Origin of the sequence: Paenibacillus luteus, from assembly GCF_006542765.1 — a bacterium.
GTDB lineage: Bacteria > Bacillota > Bacilli > Paenibacillales > Paenibacillaceae > Pristimantibacillus > Pristimantibacillus luteus.
In genome coordinates, this window is record NZ_SKCD01000018.1 from 62,024 (window position 1) to 76,817 (window position 14,794).

13 protein-coding genes are annotated in these 14,794 nt (G+C 48.4%); all 13 read right to left on the reverse strand.

The annotated features are described in order from the left end of the window. Nucleotides 1-32: 32 nt before the first annotated feature. Nucleotides 33-728: a hypothetical protein gene (locus tag E0496_RS14860; protein WP_141502588.1), complete on the reverse strand. Its 696-nt coding sequence runs from the start codon at nucleotides 726-728 to the stop codon at nucleotides 33-35. Nucleotides 729-872: 144 nt separating this feature from the next. After that, nucleotides 873-1,214 (reverse strand): hypothetical protein, encoded by a 342-nt coding sequence (locus E0496_RS14865; RefSeq protein WP_141502589.1) that lies wholly within the window; start codon nucleotides 1,212-1,214, stop codon nucleotides 873-875. Between the two features lie 237 nt (nucleotides 1,215-1,451). Continuing rightward, the gene (locus tag E0496_RS14870; RefSeq protein WP_175598062.1) at nucleotides 1,452-1,655 is read right to left on the reverse strand and encodes a hypothetical protein; all 204 of its coding nucleotides are present in this window, start codon (nucleotides 1,653-1,655) and stop codon (nucleotides 1,452-1,454) included. Between the two features lie 31 nt (nucleotides 1,656-1,686). Beyond that, the gene (locus E0496_RS14875; protein WP_141502591.1) at nucleotides 1,687-2,604 is read right to left on the reverse strand and encodes a TRM11 family SAM-dependent methyltransferase; all 918 of its coding nucleotides are present in this window, start codon (nucleotides 2,602-2,604) and stop codon (nucleotides 1,687-1,689) included. Nucleotides 2,605-2,630: 26 nt separating this feature from the next. Further along, entirely contained in the window at nucleotides 2,631-2,960 is a 330-nt protein-coding gene (locus E0496_RS14880; RefSeq protein ID WP_241674813.1) for a LapA family protein, read from the reverse strand. A 50-nt stretch (nucleotides 2,961-3,010) separates the two neighbouring features. After that, complete coding sequence (locus tag E0496_RS14885) at nucleotides 3,011-4,807, reverse strand: FTR1 family iron permease (RefSeq protein ID WP_141502593.1); 1,797 nt, start codon at nucleotides 4,805-4,807, stop codon at nucleotides 3,011-3,013. 33 nt (nucleotides 4,808-4,840) lie between these two features. Next, nucleotides 4,841-6,151 (reverse strand): iron uptake transporter deferrochelatase/peroxidase subunit, encoded by a 1,311-nt coding sequence (gene efeB / locus E0496_RS14890; protein ID WP_141502594.1) that lies wholly within the window; start codon nucleotides 6,149-6,151, stop codon nucleotides 4,841-4,843. Nucleotides 6,152-6,155: 4 nt separating this feature from the next. Next, a complete protein-coding gene (efeO, locus tag E0496_RS14895) occupies nucleotides 6,156-7,025 on the reverse strand; it encodes an iron uptake system protein EfeO (protein ID WP_421923956.1) in 870 nt (289 codons plus the stop codon). 150 nt (nucleotides 7,026-7,175) lie between these two features. After that, the gene (locus E0496_RS14900) at nucleotides 7,176-8,273 is read right to left on the reverse strand and encodes a glycosyl hydrolase family 18 protein (protein ID WP_241674814.1); all 1,098 of its coding nucleotides are present in this window, start codon (nucleotides 8,271-8,273) and stop codon (nucleotides 7,176-7,178) included. A 35-nt stretch (nucleotides 8,274-8,308) separates the two neighbouring features. Continuing rightward, nucleotides 8,309-9,976 (reverse strand): polysaccharide deacetylase family protein, encoded by a 1,668-nt coding sequence (locus E0496_RS14905; RefSeq protein ID WP_141502596.1) that lies wholly within the window; start codon nucleotides 9,974-9,976, stop codon nucleotides 8,309-8,311. A gap of 40 nt (nucleotides 9,977-10,016) precedes the next feature. Further along, nucleotides 10,017-11,888 (reverse strand): glycosyltransferase family 2 protein, encoded by a 1,872-nt coding sequence (locus tag E0496_RS14910; RefSeq protein ID WP_141502597.1) that lies wholly within the window; start codon nucleotides 11,886-11,888, stop codon nucleotides 10,017-10,019. Nucleotides 11,889-11,912: 24 nt separating this feature from the next. Further along, entirely contained in the window at nucleotides 11,913-13,226 is a 1,314-nt protein-coding gene (locus tag E0496_RS14915; RefSeq protein WP_141502598.1) for a nucleotide sugar dehydrogenase, read from the reverse strand. 28 nt (nucleotides 13,227-13,254) lie between these two features. Further along, entirely contained in the window at nucleotides 13,255-14,715 is a 1,461-nt protein-coding gene (locus tag E0496_RS14920) for a polysaccharide deacetylase family protein (protein WP_421923940.1), read from the reverse strand. Nucleotides 14,716-14,794: the final 79 nt, after the last annotated feature.

A 14,794-nucleotide genomic window follows, 5' to 3' on the forward strand; every position in this document is an offset into this window, starting at 1 on the left:
AATCGCTGCTTGCTCTCCCTTAGTTTAAAGGATCACACCCACCCTTTCAACCAGCCGCGCATCCGATCGATCGTTTTGTCCAGATTGCAAATGGCTTCCTGGTCTGTATAATCCTGCGTATGACGGAAATAATCCGCGTGTCCGCCCACCGTCGGAATGCCCTCCACATAACCTGGAGCATATTTCATCCGATTCCACTTCGGCATCGCATACTTTGATTTGCTCCATCCCCCCCACGTCCCGATGCGGCTAATCGGATCATTAGGCTTGCCCAGACTGTCAATGGAATGAAAATAGCTGACATGCTCTTGCAGCTTAGGTTCGATTGGCGTTCTCGGCGAACCAATTTGCACGATTCGGAAATCCGCAATTTTATCCTGCTCATACAGCATTTTGGCCGCTTGGTAAGCAGCCGCTCCGCCTCCGCTATGTCCAATTAAGAGCAGGCGCTCGCCCGAGAGTGTCTGTTTGATCTTGGATAACGCATGCTGACCGCCTACCCTTCCCGCTGTTAAGCGGTTGGACAAGTCGCTTTTCACCTCCAGCACCTGCCTGACCAAACTGCGACTAGCATCTCCGTATGGAAATATGACATGTATTGCCGTTTCGTATCCTTCGGATTGAAACAAGCTTTCAAGCTTTATTTTGCACTCCGTGAATATACTATTGGATGTTGCGACACCGGCAAGCAAATAAATACTCATTCGTGATGGTTTGTCCGCCGTCATAACGAATCCCTCCGTAATTAAATCATTAACTAATAATCATTATGTGGGAATGCTGTTCATTTCATTCGTGTATATATATGTTATTCCCGTGTAGATTTACCTGATATCCAAGACCCTTGACAGTCTTCCTCAGAGGCAAGGCGTTTATCTCACGATAATTGAGTCTACATAGATGACCCCATTCTCCTCAAACAGACCGCCTCGGTAAGTAAATCGCTGCTCCACCTTCTGGTTTGAAGCTTCTGAAGTTTTATCTAGCTTGCTTAGAAAGTACCCGGACGCCGTTACTCTACGGTAAGCTTCCAGTAGTTCAAGCTCGTTGGTTAAAGAATAGTCATTCACCTGCCGTGCTTTATTATAAGCTGTAATATTATTTACATCAAAGTAATAGACAGCCTTTACTCTCGGGTAATCATTTTTCAAATGTCGATATAACCGCGACATGCGGTTCACCGGAAATGCGAGCATCGTCCATACCATAGCCACTTTTGGAGCTTCCTTCTCAAAATATCATGAACCATTCGCCAAGTATCCTTATAACTTGTTGGATTACCGCTCCACAAAAACCTGTTTTACTCACCATTCGCTATTGCGTTTGTGCTTATTCTAAGCTACCCAATTGAGTGTTTATCTGGAAGCACCAAAAAGAAGAGCGCACGGCTGTTGCCAGCCGGCGCTCTCCTTTGTTGCTCTTACTGTGCCGCAATTAAGCGGCTCCAGCAGCTATACACCCATTTTTTTACGCTGATTATTGACCTTCTTCGTGTTTTGGCTTTTCAGTGCCTGCGTCCCCGTAGATAGGTGCGTTTGGCCGGGAGCTCCGCCAGCTTTGTTTTGCTTCTTCTGAGCGAGCAATTGCTTCGCTTTCTCTGCTTGAGATAGCTTTTTCGGCTGCTCTGCAGATTCGTTTTGATCGATTGTAGACATAGGTTCACCTCGCTTCATGCACTACATAGTCTTATTCTACTACACTTATATATCTGGTAAAAGAGGCTTTACTCAGGGTTGTGCTTTTCTTTAAGTACCAAGAGGCCAACTCCAGCTGCCGCTCGATTGGCTGAGTCGTAACAATGACCGCCCGTTTTGCATATTTTCTTAGGCTCTCCAGCATGAGAAGCTGCTCTGATTCGGGCAGAACGGAGCATAGATTATAAGGCATATCCACGATAGCGGTATCGTAGTTCTCCTTGAGCAGCCTCATATCGCCAAGCCGAACCCGATCAGGATAACCAAAATGAGCAAGATTGACTCTGGCTCCCTTTACAGCGAGCGGATTGAGATCCATCCCTTCGATATCGATGCCCATCGATAGAGCTTCAATTAAAACAGTTCCCATCCCGCAGCAAGGATCAATGAGCCGCTGGGAGCTTATTTCACTGCCTGCCGCTAAATTAACGATCGCCCGAGCGGCTCGCGTGGGCAGCGCTGTCGAATAATTTTGCGGTTTGCTCTGGTGCTTGAGCCATAGTGCGTTGTTCTCGGCCGCTTTCCCGAAATACCAGCGCCCATTCAGCTTCATTAATCCAAACAGCCGTTCAGCCCTGCGCATATCCGCGGTTCCTCGGATCACTGCGCCTGCAGCACGCTCCAGTTGTCTCCGCTCATCGTAATTGAAAGAATCGTCGCCGCTCGTATACAGCACCTTGAACGTCTTTCCATCGAGCTCAATATGGGGAAGCTTGAGAAGAAGCTCCTCAAAGCTGTCAGCTTGCAGCTCTGCCGCAATACGCCGCTTGATAAATGGACTTCGGTCCACGGATAGCTTAATAGAGCTGCAAACTACGCCACCTCGAGCCTGCTCTCCGAAGAGGATCTGCAGCTCCAGCTGACACAAAGCAGCTTCCTCCTCATGGCTTGCGTACGTATAAATATACATGATTGGCCCCGCGATCTTGGTATCAGTTATTCTGTTTTTGGCACTGCTTCTGCTTCGGTCGGCTCAGTACGCAGCATAGCCTTGGTCAAGCCCAGCCGCTCAGCTTCAACCGTTAATTCAGAAAGCTGCTTCTCCAAAGCTTTGACCGTTCTTTTCAGGCGAATTTGACGAATCATGCCCAGCAGTCCTACGGTCAAGCCTCCCAGCAGCGTCGATGCCAGAATGACGAGAATAAGCGGCAGTGTCGTCTTCGTAAAGAGGAAATTCACCTCTACAGAATCGACATTAATAACAGCAAATATCGCGATGAGAAGCGCGAATACTAAGGCGGATATCAATATTCCTTGACTCTTCACGCCGATCCCTCCCTTTTTGCAAAATCATACCACAAACTCGATCAGTTCGCCTATCTTCTGCCTGCCTGATCGGATTTACGCAGTTGGGTCAAAGTTACTTTAACTAAAATAAACACAAGAACTGCTAGTTGCGGAAGCGTGCTCTCCCAAGTCGGATATACACCTAACGCTCCGATGGTCGGCATACCAGCCGTAGTATGCGAGGATACCCATCCAGAAACCTGCAAAGAGTGGATGCTCTCGCCAAGGAACCGGATAACCAGATAATAGATAAGTGCAGATGCGACCAGAAAAAAGGGCCGCACAGGCAGCTTCGCACTGAATTTGATGATGGCAAAGCCCAGCGCAAGCAGCAAAATAAACGTAACGCCAAAACCTAACGCCAGCTGGAGGGGATCAATGAACGGCGCCATCCCCACATAAAAAATCGTCGTCTCCGCTCCCTCACGGAAAATCGCTAGTCCCGACACCGCGAATAACGACCATAGACTACCCTTGGCAAGCGCGCTGCCCATTCGCTCATTAATATAGCTGTTCCAGTTGTTCATATTGGACTTGTTGTGCAGCCAGTTGCCGACCGTTAACATTAAAGCAACCGATAATAAGCCCGCTAGCCCTTCAATCGATTCCCTAGCACTTCCAGCAGCTACCTGCGCGATCGCATACGTCAGCACTACCGCCATTACACCACTTAACAGGAGGCCTGCCCACACGCCGGACCAAATCCATTTGCGCTTGTCATGATTCCCCGTTCGCTGCAAATAAGCCAGTAAAGCCGCCAGCACCAGTATCGCTTCAAGCCCTTCCCGCAGCAGGATCATTCCCGCGTCCCAAGCTGTATAACGCGTCTCCTGCATCATAGGTTCAAGCTGACCCAGCATTTCAGCAATGTTTTGCTCCGCCTTGTCCGCTACCGGAGGCGTTGAACGCAAATAACCGCCAGTTTCCGCCATTCGGATTTCGATACTGCTGTAAACAGCAGGAGCGCGCAATTGCACCGTTCCTTCTATCGCAGGCCACTGGGCAATAAATATCTCCATTTGCCCTGCTGCTTCCGGGTAATGTCCCAGCTGGATATCCTTAAGCGCTTGATTCAAAATATCAACGGCATCTGTAACAGTAAGGCCTGAATCCTTAGGAGCAGCTGCGATTTTACCATCACGGTAATCCTCAATCAGCTTGATTAACGCCTCTGCTTCCGTTGTTGCTTGCTCGGCACGCGGAGGATCGGCCTGAATGGCAATGCGGAGCATGCTCATGCGAGTCTCCATACCTCCATATACACTGAAATTATCCGCTCTAACCACTGCTTCAATGGAAGGCCAACCCGCATTCATCTCGCGGTACCCCGCACTCGCTTTTTCCCATTGTCCAGCCTGCACCTCTTCAAGCAGCTCCTGAACGAGTGGCAGCAAGCTTTCTGCCGCTTCTTGCCCGGAAAGCTGCGGTGTTTCTTCTTGAACGCTTTTCACATATTTATTTATCGCCTTCGCGAGCGCAGACAGTGAATCCTTAGCCACTGCCGGATCGCTCTCCGATGCCTTTATTGCTCGGATGGCTTCAGCCATCGCGGAATCGACAGCCACCGACTCTTTCGACGCCGTTGGTGCAAGCTGTTTCCATTTGGCCGCAGCATCCTCAACATGCACAGCTGCTTCCTTCCATTTTCCTTGTCCAGCCTCAACAAGCGCTCCGCCTACAAGCGGAAGCAGGCGATCGATCCCTTCCGGCTGCCCGCCTTCCGCATACGTATGCCCTCCGCCACCACTTATCATTATTAACAGAAAAAAAACGGAAATAAAACGGAGCCATTGCCGTTTCATTCCGTTGCCATGTTGTGCGAACATCCTCGTCCGCCCCTTTCATCGTAGAGCTTGATTTTAAAACAGAGATTCACCAATATAGCCGCCTTCACGTACGCCAGGAAAGCATGCAAACAGAGCGCTACCCGTATGAACGATATATTCGTTCAGTAGATCGCTTTGCCCAAGCTTCTGCTGCATCGGAATAAACTGCTTGTGCGAATCCCGATTAAAGCAAATGAACAAAAGACCCGCATCGAGCTGACCTGTTTTATGATCCATTCCGCTTGAGTAGGAGAAGGATCTTCTTAAAATTTTGACCGAGCCATCGCCATGGGCTAAGCGGACATGAGAATTCATCGGCATAACCGGCTTGCCCTTCTCATCCTGCTTGGCCAGATCAATCGCATCGAATTCCTGCTTCGACCCGAGCGGAGCCCCACTGTTCCTATGGCGCCCAAAGGTTGCCTCCTGATCTCCAAGCGTAGAGCGATCCCACACTTCAATACGCATACGGATCCGCCTAACGACCATATAGCTGCCTTGATCCATCCAGGGTGTTCCATCGGATGCGGCGGCCCATACAACCTTGTTCATTTCTGCGGCATCGCTGACGTCAGGGTTGCCTGTACCATCGCGAAACCCCATCAGATTGCGCGGCGTGGCACCGGCTGGGTCTGCTCCACTCGTCCGCTGGAAGCCTTCCTGCGTCCAGCGCAGTACCGCCTTGCCTCTAGCAATGCGGGCAAGATTGCGTATCGCATGGAAGGCAATTTGCATATCATTAGCGTTAACCTGTACACCGATGTCCCCGCCTGACCATTCCGCGCGAAGCTCATCGCCGCCGAAAGCTGGCAAATCCGCAAGCGCGGCTGGCCTTTTTGCTGCCAAGCCAAAGCGGCTGTCGAAGAAGGAAGCGCCCACCCCAAACGTAATCGTCGTACGCGAAGGCGAAAGCCCCTCGGCCTCCCCTGTGTCGGAAGGCGGCAAATTCAAATTATCATTCGTACTGCCCAGCATTTCTCCGCTTGCCATCGCTGCTGAAGCCTTTGTCCAAGCTTGAAACAGCTTGCGAACCTCGTCCAAACTGCCTGCCGTCAAGTCAAATGCAGCAAATACGATAAAATCCTGAGGAGGCGTGACAATGCCAGCCTGATGTTCGCCATAGAAGTTGACGATTTGATCTTGGCCAGCCAAAGCCGCCTTGGAAGCCGACTTAGCTTCGCTGCGTTCCTTTGCGGCGAACAAGCCTCCGACTCCTGAAGCGCCTAACAGCAGTCCTGCTCCGCCAACCCCAGCCATGCGCAGCAAATCCCTACGGCTTATTTTCTTTTCAATCAACCCGGTCTTGCCTTCTCCATTTACTTCCGAATCCCGAGAATCCGACATTTCATTACGCCTCCAAAATGGTCCCCATTTGCGAAAGAGGCTCTGCAAGCGCATCAATGAGCTGGCTTAGCTTCTTCGTGTCTTCCTCTTTCAAATCCAAATACGAGACAAAACCGTCTCCCGATTTATAAACGGACAATGCTTCCTCTAGGTCAGCAAAACCTTTGCCGATCTGTTCATCCAGAGCAGCGTCCTTCTTGTTCAGCTCAACTTTAACCAACTGATAAATTTTATCTGCTCCTTGAACGTTAGCGGCAAAATCGTAAAGATCCGTATGAGAGTAACGTTCTTCCTCACCCGTCACCTTTGATGAAGATACCTCGTTAAGCAGCTCTACCGCTCCTGTAACGAGCAAGCTTGGCTCAACTTCTACCGTCTCCATCAGTGCGCGCAGAAGCTTAACGTCCTCTAGGAGGCGGTCGGCATAATCGCCCATCCCCTCGGTACTGTTCTTCTCCCACAATGACTGCTCAATACGATGGAATCCTCGCCAGTCCTTTTCTTCCACATCATTCTCACGCGCATCTATGTTCGGGTCCAGATCGCCAAGTGCATCGGCTATCGGCTCAATCCGCTCAAAATACATGCGAGTCGGCGCATAAAGCTGCTTAGCTGTCTCTACATCTCCGCCCTTGACTGCTGTAACAAACTTCTCCGTCTCTATAATGAAGGTATCGGCTTGCTCAATCGTAAATTGGCGATAACTCTCGAGAATCGGTGCCCAAGTTTCCTCAGACACTGCTGCTCCGGCTTCTGTGTTGCTCGGTGCCTGTGTGGCAGCCGCTTCATTTTTTTCTTCACCACTCGTGCTGCATCCTGTAAACACAATTGTACAAGCAAGTAAAAAAGTCATCATTTTAAGTCTCATTATAATTGCTCCTCTGCTTCCTGAATTTCGTTCAGATTTTATACTAAAATGAAGTATAATCGCAATTGATAATCATTGTCAATTGAATATTTCAGTACTAAAGAATCGGGCATTCCCGTATGCTCTACGCATCCAGAAAAGCCCAATCCTTTATACTTATTTCCTCGTCACATATTCTTTCAAATAGTCCAGCGATGTCTCTTCCAGCTCACCCAACCGCCAGATAGCTACCTTACTGTATCCCGCTTGCTGCGCAGTATCGTTCCATTGCTTCAAAGTTTCCTCATCTGCGTACCAGACCTGATGCTTGAGCTTATCCTTGGCGGTATAGTCAAAGTACACGCTGCCGCTAGCATCGTCCCGCTTCAAATCGCTATCCGTCTCCTTTAGCAACAGAGCTGCCTGCTTCTCGGTAAGAGCCTTCACTTTCCCATTCTCATCCCAATCAAAGCCCCCGACTGAGAAAGCCATAGCTGGCTTGCCGGGAAGGTGCTTCATGCGGTCTGCCAAACCGGTAATAAACGCAAGATCCGCCTTCGGTCCCGGACCGCTGTGATAGCCATACAGATTATAAGCCATCATCACATACTCCGGCCCTTCCGGCAGCTGTAGCTCTTCGATCTTCACTTTGGGCTCCAGTACGATGCGCAGCGCTTTTCCTTTTGCCTGCAATTGCTGGTACAGCTCGGAGTAAAAGAGCAATACCTTATCCCAGTCCGCATCCGGTATTTGCTCGTAATCAATCTCCATGCCGCCGAAGCCGAGTCGGTCAACCGCAGCGACTAGCTCATCCACATGCTTGCTCCGGCTTTCACTTGTTGCCATCAGCCGAGTAATTAACTCTGGGCTTTTTTGGATCGCAGCACCATTTTCCTGAAATTGATCATTCACGATCGTCAAATACAAGCTTTGGAGCTCCACTGGAGCATACAGTTTCAAAATCTCAGGGAGAGCCTCTTCGAACTCCTCGGTAAAATGGAGCTGATCAGCCGCACCGAAGTAGGAGGCAAACAGCTGCAAGCTCGTCAGGCCTTCCTTCATTACCTTCAAGTCCGCTAGTCCTGTCTCCCACTCCCAATCCGCAAGCCAGGCTGAAAGCTCAGGTACAGCGGCCGCTTCTGTTGGTTGCGGCTTCGCTTCGGGAGGTTTTATCGGTTCTTCCGCAAGCTTCCATGGCTTAAACCATAACAATATAGCCCCCACAATCAAAATAATCAGGCATGTTACGATCAAGCCTCCACGATTTCTCTTCAATCCGGGCACCCCGCTTTATGATGTTGCCTTTTAAGCTAGAAGGTGTCGATCGCCCAGTCAAAGGAAGCATTGATCGCGTTTTTGATCCTGCTGATTACCCCTTCAACGCCGGCATATCCATTCGTGAACAACTTTTCTTGCTCACTGCCATCTTCCGTTATCTTTACTATTTTCAAATTATCGAATACCGCATCATAAATATCGTCCTTCGCATTCTTGCTGCTGGCCTTCGCCTCCAGAGCAACCTGTCCGCTTTGAATAGATTCACTAAGCTGCTGATCGCTGACGAGCAGTAGGTCATCTACCGTTATCGACGCTTTATCGCCCTTCAAGACCACTTCCATTTTTTTGGAACGGGCTGCTGCCTGATCATCAAGCTTAACCGCAAATACCTGCTCTACCTTGCCGCCGGCCGTCTTCTGATCCATTAGAATTTCATTATCCAAAATAGATACGCGGATAAAAGCGTCCTTCTTTCGGTCATATCGAAGATACACCGATTGATTCCCTATGGAATGTCCACCCAGTTCTGCCGTAAGCTTAACATCTTTATAAGCATCGCTGTCCTTCAGAAGCAGCAAGCCCTTGCCTCCCGGCAGAGAAGTTAGCGCAATTCGGTTTTCGTCAAACTCCGCCGCACCCGCTACGGATTCAAAGTTGGCCGCTCGATGTTTGTCACCTGTCACAAAGTTAACCTGCTCTCCGGTGTCCTTGCGGATTTTCATAAGCAGGTGATTGGTATACCAATACGAAGCGGGCTGCACACGCGTCAGATCGTATAAATCTTTATCGCTCCCGTTAAGCATATTGCCTTCCCGGTTGAAATGCATGCCGAATATCGCTTTGATATTCTCGGAATTGACGTTTTCCACTAGCCGATTCATGCCCCCATATAAATGGTTTGCATGCATAATCATATAGACAGGAGGTACGAAGCCCAGCGTGTTGGTGTACAGCTCCTTCATCGATTTGTAATCCGCATTGACGCGAGCTTCCATTTCCTTGCGGTTCTCCACCGGCACATGGTCCTCATCCCGGATGAAATCCATCAGATAATGGGTGTAATAGCTCGTATTTTCCCTATCCTTAAATTCCTTCTCGTCCTTCACGCCGATCAGTTTGCCTGATTTGTCGAAAATATTAATATACGTCAATCGGTAGCCGTTGCTGCCTAGCTCCCAATAGCCGGTTTTCATCATCTTAAGCATATCCTTTGGCTGCAGAAATTTTGATTCCTTGCTGCCGATTTTGTTCGCATAGGATAGAATCGTCGCTTTAAAATTGTATTTCTCCAGAAGGGGCTGGGCAAACAAGCTAGAATCATTACGCCCATCCTCAAACGAAAGAAACAGCGCTTTGGGCGGCAAAGGTTTGCCTTTTTGATAATAATCCAAAACATCCTGCTGCGATATGGTCGTGTAACCATGATCATACAACGCCTTCAGCTGCTCATCCAATCTTTTTTTGGCAATTAGCTCTGTGGTGCCTTTGCGCGCCACGCCAAAATAAGACAGCGATATGAATCCATTATCATTGGTCCATTGTGTTTTGTCAGGCTCTGTATAGTGCTTGGCATCAAAAATAGCATGATAAAGAAAATAGCCGAGAATTAACAAAATGATCGCTTGCAAGATCGTTTTGGTCATCTTTTTTTTGTTTTTCCGTTCAAAGTCAAAGGCCCTACTCTCATCCTTGTTCTTCATAGCGGCCATCCTTCATTTCAGCGATAGGTGCATGCACGCATTATAGCGGCACGTCGCTATTCTTATTGTTTTTGTTCTTTCTTGCTGCTTTTTTATTTTTCGCCTCGATATCCTGCGGCGTTTCTCTCGTTCCCCAAGTTGATTTCCAGAAAGTAACCCATGCTACCGGCATCTGCCACAATAGTACCAGCTCATAGAACACACAAAAGACGAGCCCGAAAACCCACAGCTTGCTCTTGCGGAATATCAGATGGGCAAAGCTCATAAGCAGCGCCATTAGAAGCAGTCCCATCAAGAAGGTGCTCGGAAATACTTGGTGTACGATTGGCACATATAATAAGTTGTACAGCACGATGACAGGAGCGGCGATCGGAACGACAAGCCCGATATAAAAGAACAAAGCCATAAACGGCTCTTTCCGCCAAATAAAACCGCCAGCGCGCAGCGACTCCCGCAGCCAGGAGCGTTTCCAGCGCATTTGCTGCTTAAGAAACACATTCATTTCAGAGGGGACGATCGTCGAGCAGATTGCCGTATCCTGATAGCCTGTACGATGCGTTCTGAGTATAAAATTAGTCATGCTTCTGTCATCGCCAAACGTCGCTGGTTGTCCAAGAAATTTCTGGTTCAGCCACGCATCCTTATGCTTTAGGATTAAGGACTTCCGGTAACAGGACAATGGCCCCGACAAGCAGGTTACACTGTCAAAATAAGATTCCGCCGCCTTCATAATCCGGAAGGCAATATAGTAGCGGACAGTTTGCAGCTTCGTAATCGAATTTGTATATTTGTTCTCTACATCCGTCCGTCCGGCAACGCCGCCCATCCGCGGATCTTGGAAAGGCTGCACCAAATGCCTGATCGCAGTCGGCTCCAGAAAGCTGTCCGAATCGACAAAGACGACCAAATTATGCTTTGCCATCTCTACGCCTTTGACGAGCGCAACGCGCTTGCCCCCATTTTCAGCTAGCACATGAAGCTTTAGGCGGTCCTGCGTAGCATAGCGCTCGGACTCTTTATTAATGAGCTCCATCACCTTCTCGATCTGCTCCACGGATCGGTCCTTGGAGCGGTCATCAACCACAATGACCTCAAGCTTATCAATCGGATAATCCTGATTAATACAACTCAAGATCGTCCGATGAATCCATTCCTCTTCATTAAAGCAGGGAATGATAATCGACACACCAGGGGTGTAGTGACGGGTAATCGGAATATCCCGGTGCAGCGCTCCAAAAAAATAACGAGTCAGAAGGAATGCCGCAGCTGTAATACTGTATAAATAAAGCAGAAAATTATATTTAAAATAAATGATGCTCTCTACACGCATCAGCATAATAATGCCCACGGCTACAAATAGCAGACTGCTGGCCATATAGACGGAATAACCCCATCTTTTCCGCTGCAAATATTCAGACAAAGGCTTCTCGAATTGGAAAGCAATCATCTGCTTCGGTCCGCTTTCGCCTTCCCGCATAAAGGCTCTGATACTGACAGCCTTAATTTTCACCGCTGATTCGTAACCCTCAGGCATCGTGCCGGCAGGAATATCAAAGGTTAGTTGATATTTCCCGCCTTCTCTAACCGTATCGCTAACATTTGCAGGATCAAGCTCCACCAGCATGCCCGTTGCCGAAATATCAGATGCTTTGCCCATTACCTGCTTTCCCTTGCTTCTTCCGCTCCGCAGAACCTTTACGTCAAAGCTCGCTTCGAACCTCAAGCTCAGCTCACGCAGCTTCTTCATATACTCCGTATCTTCCTTGCTACTGCTGTCTTTCAAACTGGCAACAGCTCTGCGGTCTGCGTTTAATCGGATTTTCTCCGGATCAGGCACATTGGATAACGTGCGCCTGTCCGACTTCGGAACAGACAGCACCTCTACCGGTTTTTTCTTTTCTTTCTTGAACATGGCTGCTGCCCTCCCATCTGGCGCTTACAGACTCCAATAATCATAGCCGTTCCGCTCGAATTCGCGTTTATCGTACATCCCTTTAACATCGATGATCAGCTTCCTCCGGCCCTTGTCGAACAGCTTATCGAAGTCCTTGACGTCCATCTGTACAAACTGGCTATGGGGAACGGCAACAACGACCACATTCAATCCTTGAAGATCGTCCAGCTCCGTCAACTCGATGCCATATTCCGCATACACCTGATGTTTATCCACGTTTGGATCAGCAACCAAAGTAGTCATGCCATACTCCTCAAGCTCATGAATAATATCCGTAACCTTCGTGTTGCGGATATCCGTGCTGTTCTCCTTATACGACAGACCGAGAAAGCCGATTTTAGCCGTATTAATATTTTCCTTTTGCTTCACGAGCTTCTTTATAATTTGCTGAGCCACATATTTGCCCATGCCGTCATTAATATGGCGTCCAGCCAAAATGATTTTGGAATGATAGCCGGTATCCTCTGCTTTATAAGTGAGATAATAGGGATCTATGCCGATGCAATGCCCGCCTACCAACCCGGGAGTGAAAGGAAGGAAATTCCACTTGGTGCCAGCCGCTTGCAAGACAGCCTTCGTATTAATCCCCATATTATTAAACAGCATCGATAATTCGTTCATAAATGCAATATTGATATCACGCTGGGCGTTCTCGATAACCTTGGCGGCTTCAGCCACCTTAATGCTCTCCGCTCGGTAAACGCCCGCTTCAATGATAAGTCCGTACGTCTTCGCTACGATATCAAGCGTTTCCTCATCCATGCCGGAAACAATCTTTGTGATGTTTTCCAAGCGATGTACCTTATCCCCCGGATTAATTCGCTCTGGCGAATAGCCGATCTTAAAGTCAACCCCACAGTTCAGTCCAGACTCCGCCTCCAAAATGGGGACACAGATCTCCTCCGTCACGCCAGGATACACCGTGGACTCAAATACGACTATGGAACCCTTGGCAAGGTTCCTGCCTACGGCTTGGCTCGCGCCTTGCAAATATTTCAAATCAGGAACGTTGCCGCCTTGAACTGGCGTTGGCACAGCAACGATGAAGAAAGAAGCTTCGCCAAGCTTTTGCTCATCTGTTGTGAAGTAGGCAGTACTTTCCTTTAACACGTCATTACCCACATCACCTGTTGCATCGATTCCGCTCCGGTAAGCCTCAATCTTAGTTTGGCTAAGATCGAAGCCGATAACTTCTGTTTTTCTAGCAAAGGCTACTGCAATCGGCAATCCAACATAGCCTAGTCCAATGACAGCTATTTTCTTCTGTCTGTTAACGATTTCCTCGTATAATGTCATATGCCTATCCCCAGACTGTAAGAAAATGTTATTTAAGTTTCATATGCGACATTGGAACGAACTTGTAGCCTTTGCTTTTCAACTTCTCAATTGCAACAGGCAGAGCCTCAATCGTATGAATATCATCAAGCATGTGGAGCAAAATAACGCTGCCGTTAACGGTTTGCTCCATAATTCCGTTGACGATATGGTCAGCATCATTCGCAGAGTTCCAGTCAAAGACCGTGACATCGTACATCGCTATCGACTTATAGCCAGTAGCCGCAACAATGCGAGCACCCTCATCGTCGATTTCACCCGTAGGCGGTCTGAAGAGCATCACCGGTTTCTGCTGAATCGCTTCCGTAATGATCTTGTGCGCCTTCACGATCTCATCCTGCAGCTCCTCTGGCGTCAACTTCGTAATGACGGGATGGCTGTACGTATGATTGGCGATATCATGTCCCGCTTCAGAGATGGACTTAGCCAAATTCGGGTTTTTCTCCACTCCGTTTGCTCGCAGGAAGAAGGTCGCTTTGACATTTTCCTTATCCAAAATATCAAGCAGCTTCGTCACGGTGTAATCCGTTCCCCAGTCGTCAAACGTTAACGAAACGATCTTCTCGTTGTTCTCCCAGTTATATATGAGCTCGTAATCTGCGTTTTTGTAATTCAAGTTCATTTTGGCCGCATCATAACCCGGAATTTCCTCTAACGGCTTTCGTTCATGCCCACTGGCAACAAGCTGCTCCAGCGGTACAAGCTTATAGCCCACATCTGCTGCTGCCGCTGCGATCAAAGGAATCGACTCAAGCACATGCGCATCCAGCTCCGTATCGAGGGCAATAATCCCGCCCCGGGTGACGTATTTTTTCACATATTCCGCCTTTTCCTTCTCCGTTTCTCTTTGCCATTCATGCAGATTAAGGCTGTAGGTGACGACAGCAGAGAGCCCGCTTTGAGCAGCAGCTAAACGAACCATATCATTGTAATCGCCTGATCTGGTTCTCATATACTTAGGCGTTACACCAACTTCCTGCTTAATCACATCGTTGCTAACATGAATTTCTTTATACACCTGCTCATAACTTAAATTGGTCAATTCCAGCCTGTTCAGCGTGTTGTTTTCAATTTCATGCCCTCTATCCAAAATTTCCTTGGCGATATTAGGCTCCTCCGCGACTCTCATCCCCGGCAGAAAAAACGTCGCTTTAATCCCGTATTGATCCAGCTCATCCAGCAGCTTGCCCATCAAGACCTCGTCGCCCATACCGTTAAAGGTGAGTGACAATTCTCGGTTTGTCGTGTATACAAAGGGAATCGTTTTGCTCTTCTCACCCGTGTACGGGGTTATAGGTTCGTTCGTTTCATCGCCGTTAGTGTTGCCAGGAGCATTCGAATTGCCGCTGCCTCCGAAAAGGCTGCATCCAGAGAGCATAGAAAAAGAGAGAATTAGCAAAAGGAGCATCATTATTGTTTTTTTGTAATTTGCATTGGATTCGGTTGACATTTGCATACTCCTTCGTACCCGCATTCCTTCATATAAGAAACAGATTCAGTCTTCTATTTAAAAAAACCTCAAAATGACA

Bases quoted from the DNA above. Each gene is read 5' to 3' on its own strand.
- E0496_RS14860 (WP_141502588.1), bottom strand. From the start codon at position 728: ATGACGGCGGACAAACCATCACGAATGAGTATTTATTTGCTTGCCGGT.
- E0496_RS14870 (WP_175598062.1), bottom strand. From the start codon at position 1,655: ATGTCTACAATCGATCAAAACGAATCTGCAGAGCAGCCGAAAAAGCTA.
- E0496_RS14875 (WP_141502591.1), bottom strand. From the start codon at position 2,604: ATGTATATTTATACGTACGCAAGCCATGAGGAGGAAGCTGCTTTGTGT.
- E0496_RS14885 (WP_141502593.1), bottom strand. From the start codon at position 4,807: ATGTTCGCACAACATGGCAACGGAATGAAACGGCAATGGCTCCGTTTT.
- efeB (WP_141502594.1), bottom strand. From the start codon at position 6,151: ATGTCGGATTCTCGGGATTCGGAAGTAAATGGAGAAGGCAAGACCGGG.
- E0496_RS14905 (WP_141502596.1), bottom strand. From the start codon at position 9,976: ATGAAGAACAAGGATGAGAGTAGGGCCTTTGACTTTGAACGGAAAAAC.
- E0496_RS14910 (WP_141502597.1), bottom strand. From the start codon at position 11,888: ATGTTCAAGAAAGAAAAGAAAAAACCGGTAGAGGTGCTGTCTGTTCCG.
- E0496_RS14915 (WP_141502598.1), bottom strand. From the start codon at position 13,226: ATGACATTATACGAGGAAATCGTTAACAGACAGAAGAAAATAGCTGTC.
- E0496_RS14920 (WP_421923940.1), bottom strand. From the start codon at position 14,715: ATGTCAACCGAATCCAATGCAAATTACAAAAAAACAATAATGATGCTC.